Origin of the sequence: Tistrella mobilis KA081020-065 (assembly GCF_000264455.2) — a bacterium.
Classification (GTDB): domain Bacteria; phylum Pseudomonadota; class Alphaproteobacteria; order Tistrellales; family Tistrellaceae; genus Tistrella; species Tistrella mobilis.
The window spans coordinates 270,541-288,639 of record NC_017956.1 but is presented as its reverse complement, the minus strand read 5'-3'; the positions used below and the strand labels follow the sequence as shown (position 1 = coordinate 288,639).

At 66.8% G+C, this 18,099-nt stretch carries 17 protein-coding genes; 7 read left to right on the top strand and 10 right to left on the bottom strand.

Going from position 1 to position 18,099, the window contains the following annotated elements; genetic code table 11:
• Window position 1 precedes the first annotated feature (1 nt).
• The 4 genes from TMO_RS01395 to TMO_RS01380 all read right to left on the bottom strand — a co-directional run bounded on the left by TMO_RS01395 (window position 2) and on the right by TMO_RS01380 (window position 4,410).
• Entirely contained in the window at window positions 2-841 is an 840-nt protein-coding gene (locus TMO_RS01395) for an ABC transporter permease (protein ID WP_014743791.1), read from the bottom strand.
• A complete protein-coding gene (locus TMO_RS01390; RefSeq protein ID WP_014743790.1) occupies window positions 838-1,815 on the bottom strand; it encodes an ABC transporter permease in 978 nt (325 codons plus the stop codon). The genes TMO_RS01395 and TMO_RS01390 overlap by 4 nt, the downstream gene beginning before the upstream one ends.
• Before the next feature lie 121 nt (window positions 1,816-1,936).
• Window positions 1,937-3,484: an ABC transporter substrate-binding protein gene (locus TMO_RS01385; protein ID WP_014743789.1), complete on the bottom strand. Its 1,548-nt coding sequence runs from the start codon at window positions 3,482-3,484 to the stop codon at window positions 1,937-1,939.
• Between the two features lie 146 nt (window positions 3,485-3,630).
• A complete protein-coding gene (locus TMO_RS01380) occupies window positions 3,631-4,410 on the bottom strand; it encodes a class II aldolase/adducin family protein (RefSeq protein WP_014743788.1) in 780 nt (259 codons plus the stop codon).
• A gap of 179 nt (window positions 4,411-4,589) precedes the next feature.
• Between TMO_RS01380 and TMO_RS01375 the strand changes: the two genes are divergently transcribed.
• Window positions 4,590-5,306: a GntR family transcriptional regulator gene (locus TMO_RS01375; RefSeq protein WP_014743787.1), complete on the top strand. Its 717-nt coding sequence runs from the start codon at window positions 4,590-4,592 to the stop codon at window positions 5,304-5,306.
• A 31-nt stretch (window positions 5,307-5,337) separates the two neighbouring features.
• On the opposite strand, the gene TMO_RS01370 is transcribed toward TMO_RS01375, so the two are convergent.
• The 5 genes from TMO_RS01370 to TMO_RS01350 form a co-directional block, all read right to left on the bottom strand.
• Window positions 5,338-5,784, bottom strand: coding sequence for a MarR family winged helix-turn-helix transcriptional regulator (locus TMO_RS01370; RefSeq protein WP_014743786.1), 447 nt, complete (start codon window positions 5,782-5,784; stop codon window positions 5,338-5,340).
• A 252-nt stretch (window positions 5,785-6,036) separates the two neighbouring features.
• Window positions 6,037-6,462 (bottom strand): DUF983 domain-containing protein, encoded by a 426-nt coding sequence (locus TMO_RS01365; RefSeq protein WP_014743785.1) that lies wholly within the window; start codon window positions 6,460-6,462, stop codon window positions 6,037-6,039.
• A gap of 147 nt (window positions 6,463-6,609) precedes the next feature.
• Window positions 6,610-7,065 carry a PAS domain-containing protein gene (locus tag TMO_RS28930; protein WP_014743784.1) on the bottom strand — a complete coding sequence of 152 codons (456 nt, stop codon included), beginning with the start codon at window positions 7,063-7,065 and terminating at the stop codon, window positions 6,610-6,612.
• Window positions 7,066-7,274: 209 nt separating this feature from the next.
• Window positions 7,275-8,798: a proline--tRNA ligase gene (proS, locus tag TMO_RS01355; protein ID WP_014743783.1), complete on the bottom strand. Its 1,524-nt coding sequence runs from the start codon at window positions 8,796-8,798 to the stop codon at window positions 7,275-7,277.
• A gap of 125 nt (window positions 8,799-8,923) precedes the next feature.
• Complete coding sequence (locus TMO_RS01350) at window positions 8,924-9,310, bottom strand: hypothetical protein (protein ID WP_014743782.1); 387 nt, start codon at window positions 9,308-9,310, stop codon at window positions 8,924-8,926.
• Between the two features lie 133 nt (window positions 9,311-9,443).
• On the opposite strand from TMO_RS01350, the gene TMO_RS01345 reads away from it, so the two are divergent.
• The 3 genes from TMO_RS01345 to dmeF all read left to right on the top strand — a co-directional run bounded on the left by TMO_RS01345 (window position 9,444) and on the right by dmeF (window position 12,394).
• Window positions 9,444-10,361: a LysR substrate-binding domain-containing protein gene (locus tag TMO_RS01345; RefSeq protein ID WP_014743781.1), complete on the top strand. Its 918-nt coding sequence runs from the start codon at window positions 9,444-9,446 to the stop codon at window positions 10,359-10,361.
• Window positions 10,362-10,476: 115 nt separating this feature from the next.
• A complete protein-coding gene (locus tag TMO_RS01340) occupies window positions 10,477-11,349 on the top strand; it encodes a class I SAM-dependent methyltransferase (RefSeq protein ID WP_014743780.1) in 873 nt (290 codons plus the stop codon).
• Between the two features lie 49 nt (window positions 11,350-11,398).
• Window positions 11,399-12,394, top strand: a complete 996-nt coding sequence (gene dmeF / locus TMO_RS01335) for a CDF family Co(II)/Ni(II) efflux transporter DmeF (RefSeq protein ID WP_014743779.1) — start codon at window positions 11,399-11,401, stop codon at window positions 12,392-12,394.
• Here dmeF and TMO_RS01330 read toward each other — a convergent pair.
• Window positions 12,354-13,340 carry a helix-turn-helix transcriptional regulator gene (locus TMO_RS01330; RefSeq protein ID WP_014743778.1) on the bottom strand — a complete coding sequence of 329 codons (987 nt, stop codon included), beginning with the start codon at window positions 13,338-13,340 and terminating at the stop codon, window positions 12,354-12,356. The genes dmeF and TMO_RS01330 overlap by 41 nt on opposite strands.
• Before the next feature lie 198 nt (window positions 13,341-13,538).
• On the opposite strand from TMO_RS01330, the gene TMO_RS01325 reads away from it, so the two are divergent.
• Genes TMO_RS01325 through TMO_RS01315 form a run of 3 tightly spaced genes read left to right on the top strand, consistent with a single transcriptional unit; the run spans window position 13,539 to window position 17,996 of the window.
• A complete protein-coding gene (locus TMO_RS01325) occupies window positions 13,539-15,566 on the top strand; it encodes a TonB-dependent receptor (protein ID WP_014743777.1) in 2,028 nt (675 codons plus the stop codon).
• A 4-nt stretch (window positions 15,567-15,570) separates the two neighbouring features.
• Window positions 15,571-16,821, top strand: a complete 1,251-nt coding sequence (locus TMO_RS01320) for an MFS transporter (protein ID WP_014743776.1) — start codon at window positions 15,571-15,573, stop codon at window positions 16,819-16,821.
• Window positions 16,818-17,996, top strand: a complete 1,179-nt coding sequence (locus TMO_RS01315; protein WP_014743775.1) for an FAD-dependent monooxygenase — start codon at window positions 16,818-16,820, stop codon at window positions 17,994-17,996. The genes TMO_RS01320 and TMO_RS01315 overlap by 4 nt, the downstream gene beginning before the upstream one ends.
• The last annotated feature ends 103 nt before the right edge of the window (window positions 17,997-18,099 follow it).

Below are 18,099 nucleotides of genomic sequence, written 5' to 3'. Positions count from 1 at the left end.
CTCACCCGTCCTGCCGCGCAAGGCGCGGGTTGAGCGCATCGTTCAGGCCTTCGCCGACCAGGTTCAGCGCCAGCACCGTCAGCAGAATGGCGACGCCGGGGAAGAAGCTCAGCCACCAGGCCTGGCGGATCACGGTCCGGGCGGCGCCGATCATGTAGCCCCAGCTCATCACATTGGGATCACCCAGCCCCAGGAAGGAGAGCGAGCTTTCGAGCAGGATCGCGGTCGCCACCATCAACGAGGCCAGCACGATGATCGGCGACAGCGTGTTGGGCAGGATCTGCTTCAGAATGATCGTGGTGTTCGACTGGCCGGCGAGCATCGCCGCCTCGACATATTCGCGGGTCCGCAGCGACAGCACCTCGCCGCGGACCAGCCGTGCCACGGGTGGCCAGCTGACGACAGCAATCGCGATCACGATCGAGGTGATACTGGGCTGGAAGATTGCGACCAGCACGATGGCGAGCGCGAAACTCGGCACCGTCTGGAAGAACTCGGTGAAGCGCATCAGCGCGTCGTCGACGATGCCGCCGTAATAGCCGGCCACGGCCCCGAGCGGCACGCCGATGGCCAGTGCCACCACGGTGGAGACCAGGCCGATCAGCAGCGAGACCCGCGCCCCATGGGCCAGGCCGGCTGCGACGTTGCGGCCCAGCGTGTCGGTTCCGAAGGGCAGGCCCGCCACGTCGAGCGGCGGCAGGAAGGGTCGCTGCACCATCTTCCAGGGCGAGACCGGGTAGATCAGCGGCGCGATGATCGCAAGCACGATCACCGCCAGCAGGATGATCATGCCGACGACCGCACCGCGGTTCTGCGCGAAGCGCACGAGGAACTTCTTCATGCCCCCACCTCGATCCTGGGATCGGCGACCCGGTAGATCAGGTCGGTCACCAGGTTGAACAGGATCACCATCGCCGCCGAGACGAAGAAGATGCCGAGCAGCAGGTTGTAGTCGCGCTGCAGCAGGGCCTCGAACATCAGCCGGCCGATGCCCGGCCAGGCGAAAACGGTCTCGGTGAGGATGGCGCCGCCGACCATCTGCCCGGCCTGGAGGCCGGCCAGGGTGACGATCGGCAGAATGGCGTTGCGCAGCACGTGGCGGCGCTGGATGACGGCGGGCTTCAGCCCCTTGGCACGTGCGGTTTTCACGAAATCCAGCCGCGAGACCTCCAGCATCGACGCACGGGTCATGCGGGTGTAGACCGCCATGAAGAACAGACCCAGGGTGAAGGCCGGCAGGATCAGGTGTTCGGCGACATCGAGCACATGGCCGAAGCCGGTGGCATCGCCCCCGACCGTTTCCATGCCGAAGCCCGGCAGCCAGCCGAGTTCCACCGAAAAGAGCAGCACGGCCATCAGCGCCACCCAATAAAGCGGTGTCGCATAAAAGATCAGGGCGGCCGTCGTGATGGCCGTATCCGACCACTTGCCGCGGCGCATGGCCGCAACCGCTCCGGCCGCGACGCCCATGATCAGCGAGATCACGAAGGCGGTGCCGGTCAGCAGCAATGTCGCCGGCAGGCGGTCCATGATCAGATCCAGGACCGGCATCTGCTGACGATAGGAATAGCCGAAGTCGAGCGTGACCACGCCCGAGAGGTAGATCCACAGCTGCACATGCAGCGGCTGATCGAGGCCGAAGCGCTCGCGCAGCTGCTGGATGAAAATCTCGTCGGCGGCACCGGCTTCGCCGGCCATGACCGCCGCCGGATCACCCGGCGCCGCATGGATCAGAAAGAAGTTCAGCACCAGAACCGCAAGCAGCACCAGGGCGGCCTTCACCAGCCGGCCAAACAGGAAGCGTGCAAGCGCCATCGACAGGTCTCCTCGACGGGGCGCCCGGAAGGGAATGGCAGGAACGGGACGGATGCGACGGCCGGCCCGGCGGGACCGCTCCCGGACAGAGCGGTCCCGGCCGGCCGTCACATCCCGCCGGTCACTCGATCCAGGCGTCCTTGAAGCCGTCGTTCACGCCGATGCCCGTGGTGATCAGGTTCTTCACGTTGCAGCGGGTGATGGTCGGGAAGCCGAGTTCCAGCAGCCAGGCCACCGGCACGTCTTCGACCAGCTTCTTCTGGACGACCTTGTAGACCGCCTCGCGCTTCTTGTCGGAGAAGGCGCTGGCCCCCTCGTGGAACAGCTTGTCGATCTCGGGCGAGACATAGCCCTCGACATTGTTCCAAGGCGAGCCCTTGGCGATGTTGGTCGAGACATAGGTCCGCGACACGCCGAGCGCCGGGTCGCCATACTGGTAGAGATAGGTGAAGGCGAGGTCGTAATCCCAGTCGGCGACCTTCTGGTTCCAGCCGGCGACGTCGGTCGCGACCAGTTCGACCTTGATGCCCACCTCTTCCAGATTCTGCTTCACCGCTTCCGCCCAGCGCTGCCAGGTCTCGCCATAGGGCAGCGGCAGCAGGCGGACGGGCGTGCCGTCATAGCCCATCTCCTTCAGCAGCGCCTTGGCCTTCTCGGGGTCGTGCGGATAGGGTGTGACGTCGTCGGAGTAGAAGCGGATCTTGGACGAGAACGGACCCGTGGCCACGTCACCCAGACCGTTCCAGAGCACGTCCTTGGCGAATTCGCGATCCATCGCGTACATGATCGCCTTGCGGAAGCGCACGTCCTTGGTCGGGCCTTCACGGTTGTTCAGCCACAGCCAGGACAGGGGCGAGAAGAACTCCCAGCCCTCGTCGGTGACGCAGACATTGTCCATCGCGGTCAGCCGCGGCACGTCGAAATTCTCGACCGAGCCGCCCGGCAGGATGTCAACCGTGCCGTTTTCGAAGGCGACGGCGCGCGAGGCCGCATCAGGGATTACATGCCAGTAGATCTCGTCGAGATGGGGCTTGCCCTTCTCGTAATAGTTCTCGTTCTTGACCAGCAGGATATGCGAACCCTTGACCCATTCCTTGAACTTGAACGGGCCGGTGCCGATCGGCGTGTTGTTCGCAGGGTTGGTCTTGTAGTCGGTGCCTTCATAGATGTGCTTCGGCACCATCGGCATGGTGCCGACCTCAAAGATGCCGAGGAAGGGACCGAAGGGCTCTTTCAGCTTGAAGATGACGGTGTGGTCGTCCGGCGCCGAGATGTTGTCGACATAGGCGAGTGAGGCGCGCAGGCGCGCATGGGTCTCGCGCAGGAACTTGTCGACCGAGAAGACGACATCGGCCGAGGTGAACGGCTTGCCGTCATGCCAGGTGACACCCTGGCGAAGCTTGAAGGTGTAGATCGTGCCGTCGCCGGACACGGTCCAGCTCTCGGCGAGCTGCGGCATCGGCTTCAGCGATTTGTCGTAGCGCAGCAGGCCTTCATAGATGTTGCCGGCCACCATCTGCGTCGGGCCGTTCTGGATCATGCCCAGCATCAGTCCCGGCGGTTCGGGCTGGATCACCACATTGGCCCGTCCTCCCTCGACGGGTGCTGCGGTGGCCGCGAAGATCCACGACAGCGCTGCCACGCCGCCGAGCAGAATTCCCCTGATCATTCCTGTTCCCCCTGACGTCTCGGTTTTACGTCGGTCTTCGGACGTGGCTCATCCCGTTCTGGTGTCGTTGGTTTCGATCTGTCGTCGAACGGCCACGAAATCCGCGCCCGGCCTCCCTGCCGGGCACGAAATCCTGTTCTGGTCGGTCAGTTCTCGAAATCGGGCTGGGTCCGACGGAGGAGGCGCAGATAGGCCTCCCACTCCGGGTCGGGCCGGTTGTGGCCGTGCTTGTCGCTCCAGCCCGAATACTGGGCGGCGGTCTTGCGCGCCACCTCGTCGCTCGGGCGATGGACAGGCGCGCCCGAGGCCTGCAGGGCAAGCTGCGCCTTGCAGCTGCGCTCCAGATTGTACATCAGCTTGAACGCCTCCGCGACCGTGGCGCCGCAGGTCATCAGGCCGTGATTGCGCAGGATCATTACCTTGCGGTCACCCAGATCGTTCACCAGCCGCTCGCGCTCGTCCAGATCCAGCGCGATGCCTTCGTATTCATGGAAGGCGATGCGGTCGTGGAACTGCAGCGACCACTGGTTCAGCGGCAGCAACCCCTCTGCCTGGCATGACACGGCGACACCGGCGACGGTGTGGGTGTGCAGCACGCACTGCACGTCGTGACGTGCGGCGTGAACGGCGCTGTGGATGGTGAAGCCCGCGGCATTGATGCCGGCGCCATAGGGGTCGTCGATGATCCGGCCGTTCAGATCCACCGTCACCAGGTTCGACGCCGTCACCTCGTCGAAGCGCAGGCCGTAGGGATTGATCAGGAACCGCCCGGTCCCGTCCTCGGCATCGGCCACGCGCGCCGAGATATGGGTGAAGATGCTGTCGTCCAGGCCGAAATGCGCGACCAGCCGATAGGCCGCGGCCAGATCGACCCGGATCTTGTCGGCGGGATCGGAAACGGGATGGAGCTGGGATGCAGGCTGCATCGGGCGGACCTCGCGCGGAGATGACGAATGCGACGCCCCGGCAACAGGGGCGGAAACGGCGGTCGACGAGCCTCTGGTTCAGCAAGCGCGAAGCGGGGGCGGCGGAATGTCGCGTTGCAAATTGTCGACAATCGACATTCGACCATGTTTCGGGCATAGTCGCAAGGGAGAGGTGACATATGACCGCAACCGGACCGACACGCCCCCCGCATAGTGCCCCAGGTACCCAGGCCACGCCGCAGCTTGCGGCGCTGACGCAGGACGACCTGGTCAACCGCATCGCCCAGGTCCTGACCGAGGCGATCATGAAGGGGGGATTTGCCCCTGGCGCCCGGTTGACCGAGGCGACCATCGCGCGCGATCTGGGGGTGAGTCGCGCGCCAGTACGCGAGGCGGCCCGCCTGCTGGAAAACCGGGGGCTGGTGGTCGCGGTGCCGCGCCGGGGCTTCTTCGTCCGCAGCTTCGATGCGGCGGATCTGGACCAGATCTATGATCTGCGCATGTGCCTGGAACGCCATGCAGGCGGATTGCTGGCAGGCCGGTTGACGCCCGAAATGGATACCGCCCTGTCGGCCCAGGTGCAGCTGCTCCATCGTCTGGCCGAGGCAGGTGATGGCGACCGTCAGATCGAGGAGGATCTGAAGTTCCACCGCATGATCTGCGTCTTCGCCGGCAATCGCCGCCTGCTCAAGGTCTTCGACGAGCTGACCGCCGAGACCCGCTATGGCATTGCCATGATCGGCCGGCTTTACGACGACCCGCACGAAATCGCCCGCACCCACGAGCCTTTGCTCGACGCGCTCCGGTCAGGCGACGCGACGAGTTTCGCGGAGGCGAGCGACTATCATATCGGCACGGCCCGGCAGAGGGTGGTCGCGATGTTCGGTCCCGGCTGAGCGTTTCCCCCGGCTGAAGGTGAGGCTCCCCTCAGCGCCGTTTCTGCAGAGCCCGGCCGGCCGGCCGGTCACCGACCAGCTGCCAGAGGGCGTGTGTTACGTGCTCGAGATCATCACCGTTCAACCGGCGCGACATGTCGGCGTGATACTGACGGTCGATATCGGTCAGCCGCTGGACCTGGGACCGGCCGCGGTCGGTGAGGGTGAGCGTGATCATCCGACGATCGGTGTCGGAACGGTCCCGGCGCACCAGGCCGTGTTCGACCAGACCATTGACCAGCCGGCTGGGGCTGCCGGTCTCGCAGACCAGCAACTCGCCCAGATCGACCAGTGACAGGGGCTCACGCTGGGCCAAGACCGTCAGCACCTCCGCCTGGGAGGGCGTAAGGCCGAGCGGCCGCAGCCGGTCGGCGAGCTGACGGTAGGCTTCGCGCTGTGCCGCCAGGATCAGATAGCGAAGCTCTTCGACGGGCTGCATCCTGCCTCCCTCTGGTTCGAGGACGAATTCGAGGATGGGTACGTCATTCGGACGGGATGCCGCGGCCGATCGTGATCTTCTCGGGAGATCCCCGATCGGAAACCGCATCCCCATGACCTAGACATAGGTCCTGCGTCACCGATTACCAAGCCGCCGAATGCGGAAGTGCCGGTCAAACCACGAAAAAACGCCCATGCCCCTCAAAAAGGACACGGGCGTTCCGGGAACCCGGACCTGCGCGGGCAGAGGGTTCTAGTGGATACCCAGATGGACCATCGCCCCCAGCACCGCCCCCTTGATGCGGGGCAGGAACAGGAAGGTCAGGATCAGGCTGAGCGGAATCCAGAGGAGGACATGCACCCAGAGATCGGGCATCCAGTCCTTCTCCACCCACAGCATCAGCGGCACCACGATGTGGCCGACCAGGAAGATGGTGAAATAGGGCGGCGCGTCGTCGGCACGGTAGCTGCCCAGCGCTTCGCCGCAGTGATCGCAGTGATCGCGCACCTTCAGATAACCGTCGAAAGCCGGCGCCTCGCCGCAACGGGGGCAGCGGCGGGCAAAGCCGCGACGGAGCGCGCGCCAGAAGCCCGGCGGCGCCGGCTCGGCGGATGCCTCTTCGGTCATTGCATTGGTCCAGACCATTTCTTCCTGGCCCGACATGTTCTGGCCCGGCATGGGCTCTTCTCCTCGGGGCTGGGGCGCATCGCTGATGGGAACGGGACTGCGGAAGGGATCCCGGAAACTGGCGGGACGGATGCGCAATCCTCAATATGGGCGCACGTTTCGTCGCGTGACACGCGACACGACGTCGCGGCCTCCACATCACCCCATCCAGTAATGGGCGGCACCGAACAGGGCATCGACACGATCGCCGGCATCGCTCACCGGCAGCAGGATGCGTTCATAGGTCACGTAGTCCTTGCCGATGGCGAAACCAGAGCGGCGGGCGAAATTCGGCCGCCCGGTGCGGACCACGCCGTGATAATCCTCTTCGATTCGCGACCACTGATCGCCATGGACATCGCGCAGCAGCCGCCCGCGATGATCGCCGCCATGGGCTTCTGAGATCCGCGTCCCGACCAGACGGAAGCGGTAGTCCCAGCTGCCATCCTCTGCCCGGACGACGTCATAGATGAACAGGTTCGGCAGCAGCCGGCGCAGATCGAGCGGATCGATCTGGCGCCGCAGCGGCATGCCGGCGTCGCCGCAGAGCCCACGCCAATAGGCGTAGGCCAAGCGAAGGATGTCGGTTTCGAACTGACGCGCGAAATCGTCCATATTGCGGATGCCTGCCTGGCGGTCGCACGGCCGGTCATGGCCTTCTGCAACGATAGCAGCCCCCGCCCTGCCCGTCCGGAGGATTTTTCCGGATCGCAAAGAAAAAGCCATTCCTCGCGGAATTTCCGAAGGAATGGCTCTGGTGCAGCGCAATATTACTGCGGCGATGCAGGGTCACCGCAGGGCCGTGCCGATCAACAGGACGCCGATCAGTAGGACTTGGCGAAGATGGCTTCCACGGTCGCAGGCGCACCGGTCAGCACACAGGCCTTGCCCGCCACATCACCCTGGTCATAGGGCAGGCAGCGGATGGTGACGCCCAGATCGTCGAGCTTCGCCTCGCTTTCCCGCGTCCCACACCAGGGGGCCCGCACGAAGCCGAGCCCGCCGGTGAAGTCGCTGCCCTCCTTCGAGAAGAAGGCGCGGAAGGCCTCGTAATCGGTGATGTCGGTGCGGATCCGGGTCTCGCGGAAGGCGGCCGCCTCGTCATAGAGCCGCTTCTGGATCGCCGCCAGCCGGTCCGACATGCCCGAGACCAGCTCGTCCTGCGGCAGGATCGCCTTCTTCTGGTCGAGCGCCGTACGCTCGGTGACCGCGACCGAGCCCGAGGCGACGTCGCGGGGGCCCACTTCCAGGATCACCGGCACGCCGCGCTTGATCCACGACCAGCGCTTCTCACCGGCATTCATGTCGCGGCGGTCGACCTCGACCCGCACCGGGAGGTCGAGATAGCGTTCGCCCGACAGCCGCTTCGCCAGCGCCTCGACCGCCGGCATCACCTGGGCTTCGCTCGCCTCGTCGCGGATGATCGGCAGGATCACGATCTGCGCCGGCGCCACGGCCGGGGGCAGCCGCAGGCCGTCATCGTCGGAATGGGTCATGATCAGCGCACCGATCAGCCGGGTCGAGACACCCCACGAGGTGGTGTAGGCGAATTCGAGCCCGCCATCCTTGGTCTGGAACTGGATATTGGCGGCCCTGGAGAAATTCTGCCCCAGGAAATGCGAGGTGCCGGCCTGCAGCGCCTTGCCGTCCTGCATCATCGCCTCGATGCAATGGGTCTCCACCGCGCCGGGGAAGCGCTCGCTCTCGGGCTTCTCACCCGGGATCACCGGCACCGCCAGCCAGTCCTCGACCACCTCGCGATAGACTTCGAGCATGGTCGCGGTCTCGTCCATCGCCTCCTCGCGGGTGGCATGGGCGGTATGCCCCTCCTGCCAGAGGAACTCGCTGGTCCGCAGGAAGACCCGGGGCCGCATCTCCCAGCGGACCACATTGGCCCACTGGTTGATCTTCAGCGGCAGGTCGCGATAGCTGCGGATCCAGCGGGCGAAGGCCTCGCCGATCACGGTCTCTGAGGTCGGGCGGACGACCAGCGGCACTTCCAGCTGTCCGTCGGGGACCAGCTTGCCGTCCTTCTGGACCAGACGATGATGAGTGACGACCGCCATCTCCTTGGCGAAGCCCTCGACATGGGCCGCCTCCTTCTCGATCAGGTCGAGCGGGATGAAGATCGGGAAATAGCAGTTCTGGTGGCCGGTCTCGCGGATGCGCTGGTCGAAGCGCTTCTGGATCTGCTCCCAGACGCCATAGCCCCAGGGGCGGATGACCATGCAGCCACGCACGCCCGAGGGCTCGGCCATCTCGGCTTCCTTGACCACTTCCTGGAACCAGGCCGGAAAATCCTCGGCACGGCTGATACGGATGGCGGTCTTCCGCTGGGCGCTGGACATCGGACGGAGGTCCCTGTGTGTTGGACGACGGCTGTTGAACGGCGGGGAAAGCGCCATGAATGCGCATGGTCCCATACTCGCCGGCATCATCCACGTTTCAGGGCCGAGAACAAGAGCTTCCAGGCTCAGAGGCTGCCGTGCGAGGCAAGCGCCACGCCCACCGCAAGCGGCAGCAGCGGCAGGACCGCCGTGAACCCATAACCGCGGATCATGCGCCGCTTCAGTCCCGAGCCACCGCCACCGACGGCAATCGCTGCAATGGCGACCGGCAGCCAGCCGGCAAGGCCAAGCGTCACCGCCGCCTCGGCGCCGTCCAGCACGGCCGTGACGGCAACGGCCGCCAGCACGACCACCGCGAGTGCCGCGATGGTGGCGGGCAGGCCGGATCGTGCCGCAGCCAGGCCCGCAGCGATGCGGTTGGCAGCGATACGGCCAGCAGCGATACGGCCAGCACGGGCCGTGGCGGGTTTTCGCGGATCGGAGACGATGCGGGGATCACGATCGGCGGACATGGGCGGGACACTCCATCTACTGGAATGAATCTAAGTTTCACTCTTATATACAGGAGCACGCCCCGGACTTGTAGAGGCGAATGCGGATCGACACGATAGGCAGTCCCGATCGTCACGGAGCCAGCCCACCCCCATGACCCTGACCGAACTCAGATATCTGGTGGCCATCGCCGATCACGGCCATTTCGGTCGGGCTGCCGCGGCCGCAGGCGTCGCCCAGCCCACCCTGAGCGCCCAGCTGCGCAAGCTTGAGGACTATCTGGGCGTGGAACTGGTCGAGCGCAGCCGCAAGGGCGTGCGGCTGACGGCGGCCGGCGAGCGCATCGTGACCCATGCCCGCCGGGCGCTGGCGGAACAGCAGGCGATCCTGCGACTGACCCGGCACCGGGCGAAGCCGCTGGAGGGACCCTACCGGCTGGGGGCGATCCCCACCCTCGGCCCCTATCTGCTGCCGAGCCTGCTGCCGGCGCTGAAGCAGGCACACCCCCGGCTCGACCTGGTGGTGATCGAGGATCTGACCGACAATCTGCTGGGGCTGCTCGACGACGGCCGGCTGGATGCCGCCCTGGTCGCGCTGCCGGTCGAACTGCGCGGCCGGCAGGCGGCGCCGCTGTTCGACGAAGGCTTCTTCGCGGTCGAGCCCGCAGACACCGACCGCCCCCTGCCCGACGAGGCGCCCGCAATCAGCGAAGCGGAGCTTACCGCGGCCCGGCTGCTGGTCCTTTCCGACGGTCACTGCCTGCGCGACCAAGTGCTGGCCGCCTGTGCCCGCCCCAGCCCCGGCGGTGACGACTTCCGCGCCGCCAGCCTGGAGACCCTGCGCGAGCTGGTCGCCGCCGGCTTCGGCACCACCCTGGTGCCCGCCCTCGCAGCCCATGCCTGGCAGCGGGGCGGGGAGCGGCGGATGATCTTCCGCCCGGTTGAAGGTGAGGCCGGCCATCGCCGGATCGGCCTCGTCTGGCGCCGTGGGGCGGGTGATGCCGATGCAACTGCCATGGGCCGTGTCTGTCGCGGCGCCGTTCCCCCGGAAGTGAGACCAGTCGACGGCTGAGCACATGATCCGGATCCGGGATCAGCCGCCCGATTCCGGGCAAAATCTGCGATTGATTATTATTTGCATATGATGCGAGCATGCCGGCTCGGGATCATCCCCTGACGAGGCTCCCATGACACCCCTCCCGTCCACCGCCGGCGATACCGGCGGTCGCATCGCCATCTCCCTCGACGGCGTACCCGAGACCATGCTCTGGCCGCTCTGGCATCGCGTCGGGTTGGCGGAAACCGGGCGGGTGCCGCGGGAAGAACTGCTCGACGATCCGCGCGCGGCGGACCTGCTGCGCCGCATCAATTACGACTTCGTCGGACGTTTCGGCCGCCCGCACCCCGCCCATACGATCCGGGCGAAGCTGGGCGACCGGTTGATCCGCGACTTCGCCGCCCTGCATGACCGCCCGATCCGGGTGCTGTCGTTGGGCGAAGGATTGGAGACCCAGCTCTGGCGGGTCGATGACGGCCGCATGGATTGGGTGACGCTGGACCTGCCCGAGGGCATCGCGCTACGCCGACGTCTGCTGCCTGCCCATCCACGCAACCGTATGATTTCCGCATCGGCCTTCACTCCCGAAGACTGGATCAGCGAGATCGGGACCGACCGGCCGTGCTTCGTCAGCGCAGCAGGGCTGCTGATGTATGCCCCCGATACCATGACGGTGACACGGCTGCTGACGGCCCTCGCAGCAGGGCTGCCCGGCGGACAGGTTTATTTCGACACCATCCCCGGCTGGTATTCCCGCAAGACACGCCGCGGCCTTAAGGTGACACCCGGCTATACCGCACCGCCGATGCCCTTCGCCCTCACGCTGGCCGGCCTGGACGACTTCGCGGCCGGGATTGCGGGCTTCCGGGTCGAGCACAGCTGGACCTATGCTGATCCTTTCCCGCGGATGATGCCCATACTGGCCATGGCCTCGCGGATCGGTGTCGTCCGCCGGCATGTCGCGCCGCTCTTGATCCTGGGCAGCTTCGCTCCGACCCTTTGAGGGCGTGCCGCCCGCCCGCCAGACATCCACCACCGGAAGACAGATTGTCATGCACAGCCGACCGATTGAAGACTGGCAACCGGCCCACAGCTTCGGTCAGACCGTGCGTCGCCCGGTCGAAGGACGGGTCCATGCGGTCATCGCGCTGACCGTCGTCACCATGGTCGCCGAAGTGGTGACCGGCTGGCTGACCGGGTCGATGGCGTTGCTTGCCGACGGGCTGCACATGGGTACCCATGCTTTTGCCCTGGGGCTCGCAGCGCTCGCCTATGCGCTCACCCGCGCCCGGGCGCTCGATCGCCGCTACAGTTTCGGCAGCGGCAAGATCAGCGAGCTTGCCGGCTTCGCCAGCGCCCTGCTGCTCGGCGTCTCGGCACTGGTGATCGCGGGCGAAGCCGTCGCCAGACTGTTCGATCCGCGCCCGATCGCCTATGGCGACGCCATCCTGGTGGCCGTGATCGGCCTGGTCGTCAATCTGGTCTCGGCAGCGCTACTCGGCCTCACCCATCATCACGGGCACGAACATGGTCATGGTCATGCTCATGCTCATGGGCATGATCACCACGACCATACCCATGACGAGGACCATGGCCATGGCCTCGACACCAATGCCCGGGCGGCTCTGCTGCATGTTCTGGCCGATGCCCTGACCAGCCTTGCCGCGATCGCGGCGATCGGGATTGCCTGGGCGACCGGATGGCTCTGGGCCGACCCGCTCGCCGCCATGCTCGCGGCTGCGGTCATCCTGAAGTGGTCGGCGGATCTGGGACGGCAGTCAGCCGGTGTGCTACTCGACCGTCAGGCACCCGAGGCGATGCGCCACGAGATCACACGAGCGCTCGAGGCCGATGGCGACACGCAGGTGGTCGATCTGCATCTCTGGTCGGTCGGCCATCAGGCCTGGACTCTGGTCGCCTCGGTGGTCACGCATGGCGACACCGGCCCCGACGATTATCGCGCGCGACTGCCGCAGCGGGCAGACCTGCACCACCCGATCATCGAGGTCAACCGCTGCCGGGGGGACGGGCCGGGACATCCGGCCTGACGATCTGTGGCACCAGCACGCCCCGACGCCAGTCGGCCGGCGCCGCGCCGAAGCGGCGCCGGAACAGGCGGGCGAAATGGCTGGGATTGGTGTAGCCCACGGCCACGGCGGCATCGATCACCCGGGCCCCGTCCTCGATCATGCGGGCCGCCGCATCGAGCCGGGCGGCTTCCAGATGCCCATGAACCGTACGTCCGATCACCAGACGAAAGCCGGATTTCAGCTTCTTTTCATTCAGCCCCACCGTCCGCGCCAGAAGCGGGATGGTCCAGGCCTCGTCATGCCGCTCGACCAGCAGCCGGGCGGCATGTTCGATCCGGCGGCGCTCCGCCGGCACAGGCAGGGTGGCCACAGGCGGGGCTCCGTCGATCTCGGCGATCAGCCAGGCCAGAGCCTCCAGCGCCTTGGCCTTGAGAAAGACCTGCCGGGCGGCTCCCGTCAGCCGGCAGGCAAGTACCGCCCGCCCCACCGCTTCCAGCGCAGTCGATGTCGGGCGCCCCAGAAGCAGCACGTCGCGGACGCTGCAATCCGTTGCGAAACCACGGATCAGCACCGGCAGGGCGGCGAGGCCCAGCCCGGTCAGCAATCCGGCCTCGTAGCGGAAATCCAGGCAGAACACCCGGGCACCCGCGGGGATCAGATCCTCGCCCACCGTCGGCCGGTCGGCATGATACAGGACCGTCGTGCCGGGTCGGATTTCCAGGGGGCGTCCGCCATCGATCGACAGGCTGCCCGCACCATCGAAGAACATCGAGATCGAAAGCGTGGGCGGGCCGGCGATGCGCAACCGCTGTTCGGCCTCGGCGGTAAAATCGAACCGGTTGACCGCCATGCCGTCGCCGAGCGGCTCATTTGCCTGGGCGGCGAACCAGGCTGGGATGGCTGCGATCCCCTCGGCCTTGAGCGCGGCATTCTCATCGACCTCCCAGGTCGTCAGCGACGTCATGCTCCGGCTCCGCATGGGATGGCTGGGAAACCTGTATGATTCCGCAAGTGAGAATGATTCGCAAGAAAGTCCCGACTCGATCAGGATGAGCCCCGATCCGGGCGGCGGTGAGAACGGGAACGCGCGATGACGACGGGCCCTCTCTGACCGGCCATCCGTCCGGATCCCGTCACTCAAGCTCGCCAAGGATCACCCGCCATGCCCAAGCGCTCGTTCAGGTGCCGGACTGCGATCCTCGTCGCCCCACTGCTGATCTCTGCCCCTCTGCCGGCCCTTGCAGCGGATAACGGCGAGGATGGCGTTCAGCGTCTGGAGGCCTTGACCGTCACCGCCACCAAGCGCGAACAGGCCCTGGGCAGCGTGGATGCGGCAGTTTCGGTGCGCAGCGGCGAAGAGCTTGCGGAAGCCGGCATCACCCGCCTGGACCAGCTCGATCGGGTCTTCCCCGGCCTGGTGATCCGCGCTCGCGGCAATCGTGCCTATACCGGCGTCACCATCCGCGGCGTCACCTCTCCCGACTATTACAATCCCTCAGTGCAGGTCTATGTCGACGGTGTGCCTCAGGATCCCGCCAGTTTCGCCCAGGAGCTGGTCAATGTGGAACGGGTGGAACTGCTGCGTGGTCCGCAGGGCACGCTCTGGGGCCGCAACGCCCATGGCGGCGTGATCAACGTCATCACCCGCACACCGACGGATCACGTCGAAGGTCGTGCCGCCGTCACGCTGGGCGTGCCCGAACGCGGTGCCGAAGCGATGATCTCGGGCCCGCTGGTGCCCGACCGGCTGACGGCCGAACTGGCGGTGCGCTGGAGTGAGGATCAGGGCCAGATCGACGACATCGCAACCGGTGCCACCGGCATCGATGAGGGCATCTCGCGCTTCGCCCGGCTGAAGCTGCGTCATGCGCCGGCCGGCGGCCCGCTCGCCCTCACCCTCACCGCCACGCGCGAAGAGCTGGAGAGCCACGAAGAACTGTACATCCGCGAGACGAATGTCGCGGACCGGACCTATGACAGCGCCACACAGGGTGGCCGGGCCTGGCTCGACCGCGAGGTCACCACATTGGCGCTCGCCGGCGACTACGACATCTCGGACGCGCTCAGGCTGTCGAGCGTGACCTCCTGGCAGAGCCGGGACATGACCCGGGTCATCACCGTGAACACACCTGAAAGCCAGGACAGTTTCTCCCAGGAACTGCGCCTCGCCTTCCAGGCTGGCGCGCGCGTCGACGGTGTGCTGGGCGGCTTTGTCCAGGACACCGGCTTCACCCGCACGACCCCCGGCTATCCGGGCTATTACGGCCCCGACCGCAATGAGGTCGACACCCGGTCCTATGCCCTGTTCGGCGAAGCCACCTATGCGCTGACACCGGTGCTCGACCTGACCGGCGGACTGCGCTGGTCGCGGGAAGATGCGGAAATCCGTTATGACCGTCCGGGGGCTGGTCCCTACGACTTCCGCTTTCAGGCCGAAGACGACTTCTCGGACATCTCCCCAAAGCTGTCGCTCGGCTGGCAGCTGGCGGCGGATCACAGGGTCTGGGCCACCATCGCACGCGGCTTCAAGCCCGGTGGCTTCAACCATACCGTCTCCTCCCCCGCAGATGCCCTGCCCTATGACAGCGAGACCTCGACCAATTACGAGCTTGGCTGGCGCGGTACCGCCGCCGGCGGCCGGCTGGACATCGATGCCGCCCTTTATGTGATCACCGCCGAGGACAAGCAGATCTATACCGGCCCGCTGGGTGCCCAGGTGCTGCGCAATATGGGCGATGCGATCAGCCACGGCATCGAGATCGACACTGTCTTTCGTGCCACACCCGACCTGATGTTGCGCGCCGGCGCGACCCTTGGCCGGTCGGAATTCGACGGCGGCCCCTATGACGGCAAACGCCTGCCCTATGCCCCGGATACCACGTTCAGGGCCGGGCTGCGCTGGATCGTACCTCAGACCACGGTGCCCGGCGCCGTGGCGGTCGACCTCGGGACAGACTGGGTGTCGCGCAGCTGGTTCGATGAAGCCAACACGCTCTCCCAGAGCGCCTACGCCCTGATCGATGCGGCGGTGGAGGTCGATCTCGATGCGGGCTACGCGATCCGGGTCTTCGCCCGCAATCTGACCGACGAGGTCTACCGCACCTCCAGTTTCGATTTCGGTGGCGGCGACATCCGCAGCACCATCGGCGACGGCCGCACCATCGGCATCACCGGCAGCTGGAGGTTCTGAGGCGATGGGCGCCCTCATCCCCTCCGCCGCCACCCCGCCCGGCCGGGTACTCGCCGTCATCGCCGGGATCTATGTCACCCAGAGCACGATCGGCGGCCTCACCTTCCAGGGCCTGCCGACCAGCCTGCGGGCAGGCGGGGCCGGCTATGAGGTAATCAGCCTCGTCTCGCTGCTGATGCTGCCCTGGGCGCTCAAATTCCTCTGGGCACCCGCGGTCGAACGGCTTCGGCGGCCGATTGGCGGCGGACGGCGCAGCCGGCGCATCGTCCTCGGCGGCCAGATCCTGGCGATCCTGACCATCACCCTGCTCGCCGTCGGTGATGCACCGCCCTTGCCTGCGATGGTGCTTGCCGCCCTGGCGGTTGCCGCCCTGATCACCGCCACGGTCGATATCGGCTGCGATGCCTATGCCGTGGAACAGCTTCCGCCACGATTGCGCGGCCTGGGCAATGTCATGCAGGTCGGCGGCGGCTATCTGGGCGCCCTGATCGGTGGCGGCGCCTTCCTGGTGCTGCTCGACCACACCGGCTGGCGGGTCGCGATCCTGGCCATGGTCGCGATCATGATCCTGCTGACCCTGCCGATGGCGATGACGCGCGAAGGGCGGCCGGCGATCGACGGTGCCGATGCCGGCGCCGGGATCCATCGCCCTTCGCTCCGTCACGCCTTCGCGCGGCGGCCGGTGCGCATCGGCCTGGTAGTCGTGCTGGCGGTCCAGGCCGGGCTGCGCCTCGCCATGGGGCTGACGGGACCGCTGCTGGTCGACGGCGGGGTTTCGCTCGCCACCATCGGCCTGGTGACCGGCGCGGGCGGCATGGCACTCAGCATCGCCGGTACGGTGGCGGCAGGCATCGCCCTCCGCCGCATTGCGCCGGAGCACCTTCTGGCACCGCTGGTGGCGACCCAGGCGGTGCTCCTCGGCGCCATCGCAGCCGCGATCCCGGCCGGACTTCCAGCTTCCTGGATAATGGCCGTGCTGCTGGTCCTCTCGATGATCCAGGGAGCGAGCTTCGTTGCACTCTACAGCGCCATGATGGGTTGGGCGGCCTCGCCGCAGGCCGGGGTCGACTTCACCCTGCTGCAATGTGCCGATGCCGCGATCGCGGCTGTTGCCGGCCTGTCGGGAGGCCTGATCGCGGCCGCTCTCGGCCTCGACGCCACCTTCGCCCTTGCCGCCGGCACCGCGGCAGCTGCCGCCCTGCTCACCCCCCGCCTGCTCCGCCACGGCGCCCGCCCGGAGACCCTGCCGGCATGACCAGTCGACCCGTTTCCCCCTCGCACGCCGTCATCGCCGGTGCCGGCATTGCCGGGCTCACCGCGGCCTGGTGGCTCGACCGCATCGGCTGGCGCACGACGCTGGTCGAGCGCGCCCCTGACCTGCGTACCGACGGCTATATGCTGGGTCTCTCGGGCCCCGGGCTTGCCACGGCGACCCGGATGGGCCTGCGTCCCGCGCTGGAAGCCCGCAGCCGCGAGATCGACGAGAACCTCTATCTCGACAGCCGGGGGCGGGAACTGCTGCGCATCCGCTATCCCGACCTGCTGCAGGGGATCGACTGGATCACCCTGTCGCGTACTGCCCTGGTCGACTTACTCGCCGGTGCGCTGCCGGCCTCGGCCACCATCCGCTTCGATGATCGGATCACGGAGATCGAGGACCATCAGGAAGGACCGGTCCAGGTCGGGCTTGCCTCGGGTGCGGCCCTCGCCGCGGATCTGGTGATCGGCGCCGAAGGGTTGCGCTCAGATCTCCGCCGCCGGCACTTCGCCTCCGACAAGGTGGCGTTCGAGCCGCTCGGCTACGGCGTTGCCGCCTTCCGCCTGCCCGATACGCTGGGGCTGGGCCGCGATTTCCTGTCCTATGCCCAACCGGGCCGGCTGACCGAGTTCTACACCCTCGCCGACGGTTCCCTTGCCACCCTCTATGTCTGGCGGCGCACCGGGATCGACCTGCCGGCAGGCGAGGCAGACAGGATCCAGGCCCTGAAGACCGCCTATGCCGGCGCCCATCCGGCGGTGCTGACCGCGATCGATGCCCGTGATCCGGCGGACGGGCTCTATTTCGACACCACGCTGATGAGCGTCCTGCCTCACTGGTCGAAAGGCCGGCTTCTGCTGCTCGGTGACGCCGCCCATTGCCTCACCCTGCTGTCGGGCCAGGGAGCGGGCATGGCGATCACATCGGCAGCCCTGCTCGCCGAATGCCTGCTGCGCCATCCGCTGGATATGGGAAAGGCTCTTACGGAGCACGAAGCGCGGTTGCGTCCGGTCATCGGACGGCTTCAGGCCCGCAGCCGCAAGCTTGCCCGGCTGTTCATCCCGGCGACGTCGACAGGCTTCCGTCTGCGCAACCTCGCCCTGCGCCATATGCCGGCCCGACTGCTGGCCCGGCAGCTCACCCGAGACCTGAAGGGAGACGGGCCCTTCTGACGCCGGGCGTTTTCATAGTCACTGACTATGAATTACATATCCACAATCAATTTCCACTATCTATGCAGGGGACGCAGGATCACAGGCGAAGGCAGATGGCGCG

Excerpts from the sequence above, each read along its gene's own strand:
- TMO_RS01395 (WP_014743791.1), bottom strand. The coding sequence starts at position 841 with ATGAAGAAGTTCCTCGTGCGCTTCGCGCAGAACCGCGGTGCGGTCGTC.
- TMO_RS01390 (WP_014743790.1), bottom strand. The coding sequence starts at position 1,815 with ATGGCGCTTGCACGCTTCCTGTTTGGCCGGCTGGTGAAGGCCGCCCTG.
- TMO_RS01385 (WP_014743789.1), bottom strand. The coding sequence starts at position 3,484 with ATGATCAGGGGAATTCTGCTCGGCGGCGTGGCAGCGCTGTCGTGGATC.
- TMO_RS01380 (WP_014743788.1), bottom strand. The coding sequence starts at position 4,410 with ATGCAGCCTGCATCCCAGCTCCATCCCGTTTCCGATCCCGCCGACAAG.
- TMO_RS01375 (WP_014743787.1), top strand. The coding sequence starts at position 4,590 with ATGACCGCAACCGGACCGACACGCCCCCCGCATAGTGCCCCAGGTACC.
- TMO_RS01370 (WP_014743786.1), bottom strand. The coding sequence starts at position 5,784 with ATGCAGCCCGTCGAAGAGCTTCGCTATCTGATCCTGGCGGCACAGCGC.
- TMO_RS01365 (WP_014743785.1), bottom strand. The coding sequence starts at position 6,462 with ATGCCGGGCCAGAACATGTCGGGCCAGGAAGAAATGGTCTGGACCAAT.
- TMO_RS28930 (WP_014743784.1), bottom strand. The coding sequence starts at position 7,065 with ATGGACGATTTCGCGCGTCAGTTCGAAACCGACATCCTTCGCTTGGCC.
- proS (WP_014743783.1), bottom strand. The coding sequence starts at position 8,798 with ATGTCCAGCGCCCAGCGGAAGACCGCCATCCGTATCAGCCGTGCCGAG.
- TMO_RS01350 (WP_014743782.1), bottom strand. The coding sequence starts at position 9,310 with ATGTCCGCCGATCGTGATCCCCGCATCGTCTCCGATCCGCGAAAACCC.
- TMO_RS01345 (WP_014743781.1), top strand. The coding sequence starts at position 9,444 with ATGACCCTGACCGAACTCAGATATCTGGTGGCCATCGCCGATCACGGC.
- TMO_RS01340 (WP_014743780.1), top strand. The coding sequence starts at position 10,477 with ATGACACCCCTCCCGTCCACCGCCGGCGATACCGGCGGTCGCATCGCC.
- dmeF (WP_014743779.1), top strand. The coding sequence starts at position 11,399 with ATGCACAGCCGACCGATTGAAGACTGGCAACCGGCCCACAGCTTCGGT.
- TMO_RS01330 (WP_014743778.1), bottom strand. The coding sequence starts at position 13,340 with ATGACGTCGCTGACGACCTGGGAGGTCGATGAGAATGCCGCGCTCAAG.
- TMO_RS01325 (WP_014743777.1), top strand. The coding sequence starts at position 13,539 with ATGCCCAAGCGCTCGTTCAGGTGCCGGACTGCGATCCTCGTCGCCCCA.
- TMO_RS01320 (WP_014743776.1), top strand. The coding sequence starts at position 15,571 with ATGGGCGCCCTCATCCCCTCCGCCGCCACCCCGCCCGGCCGGGTACTC.
- TMO_RS01315 (WP_014743775.1), top strand. The coding sequence starts at position 16,818 with ATGACCAGTCGACCCGTTTCCCCCTCGCACGCCGTCATCGCCGGTGCC.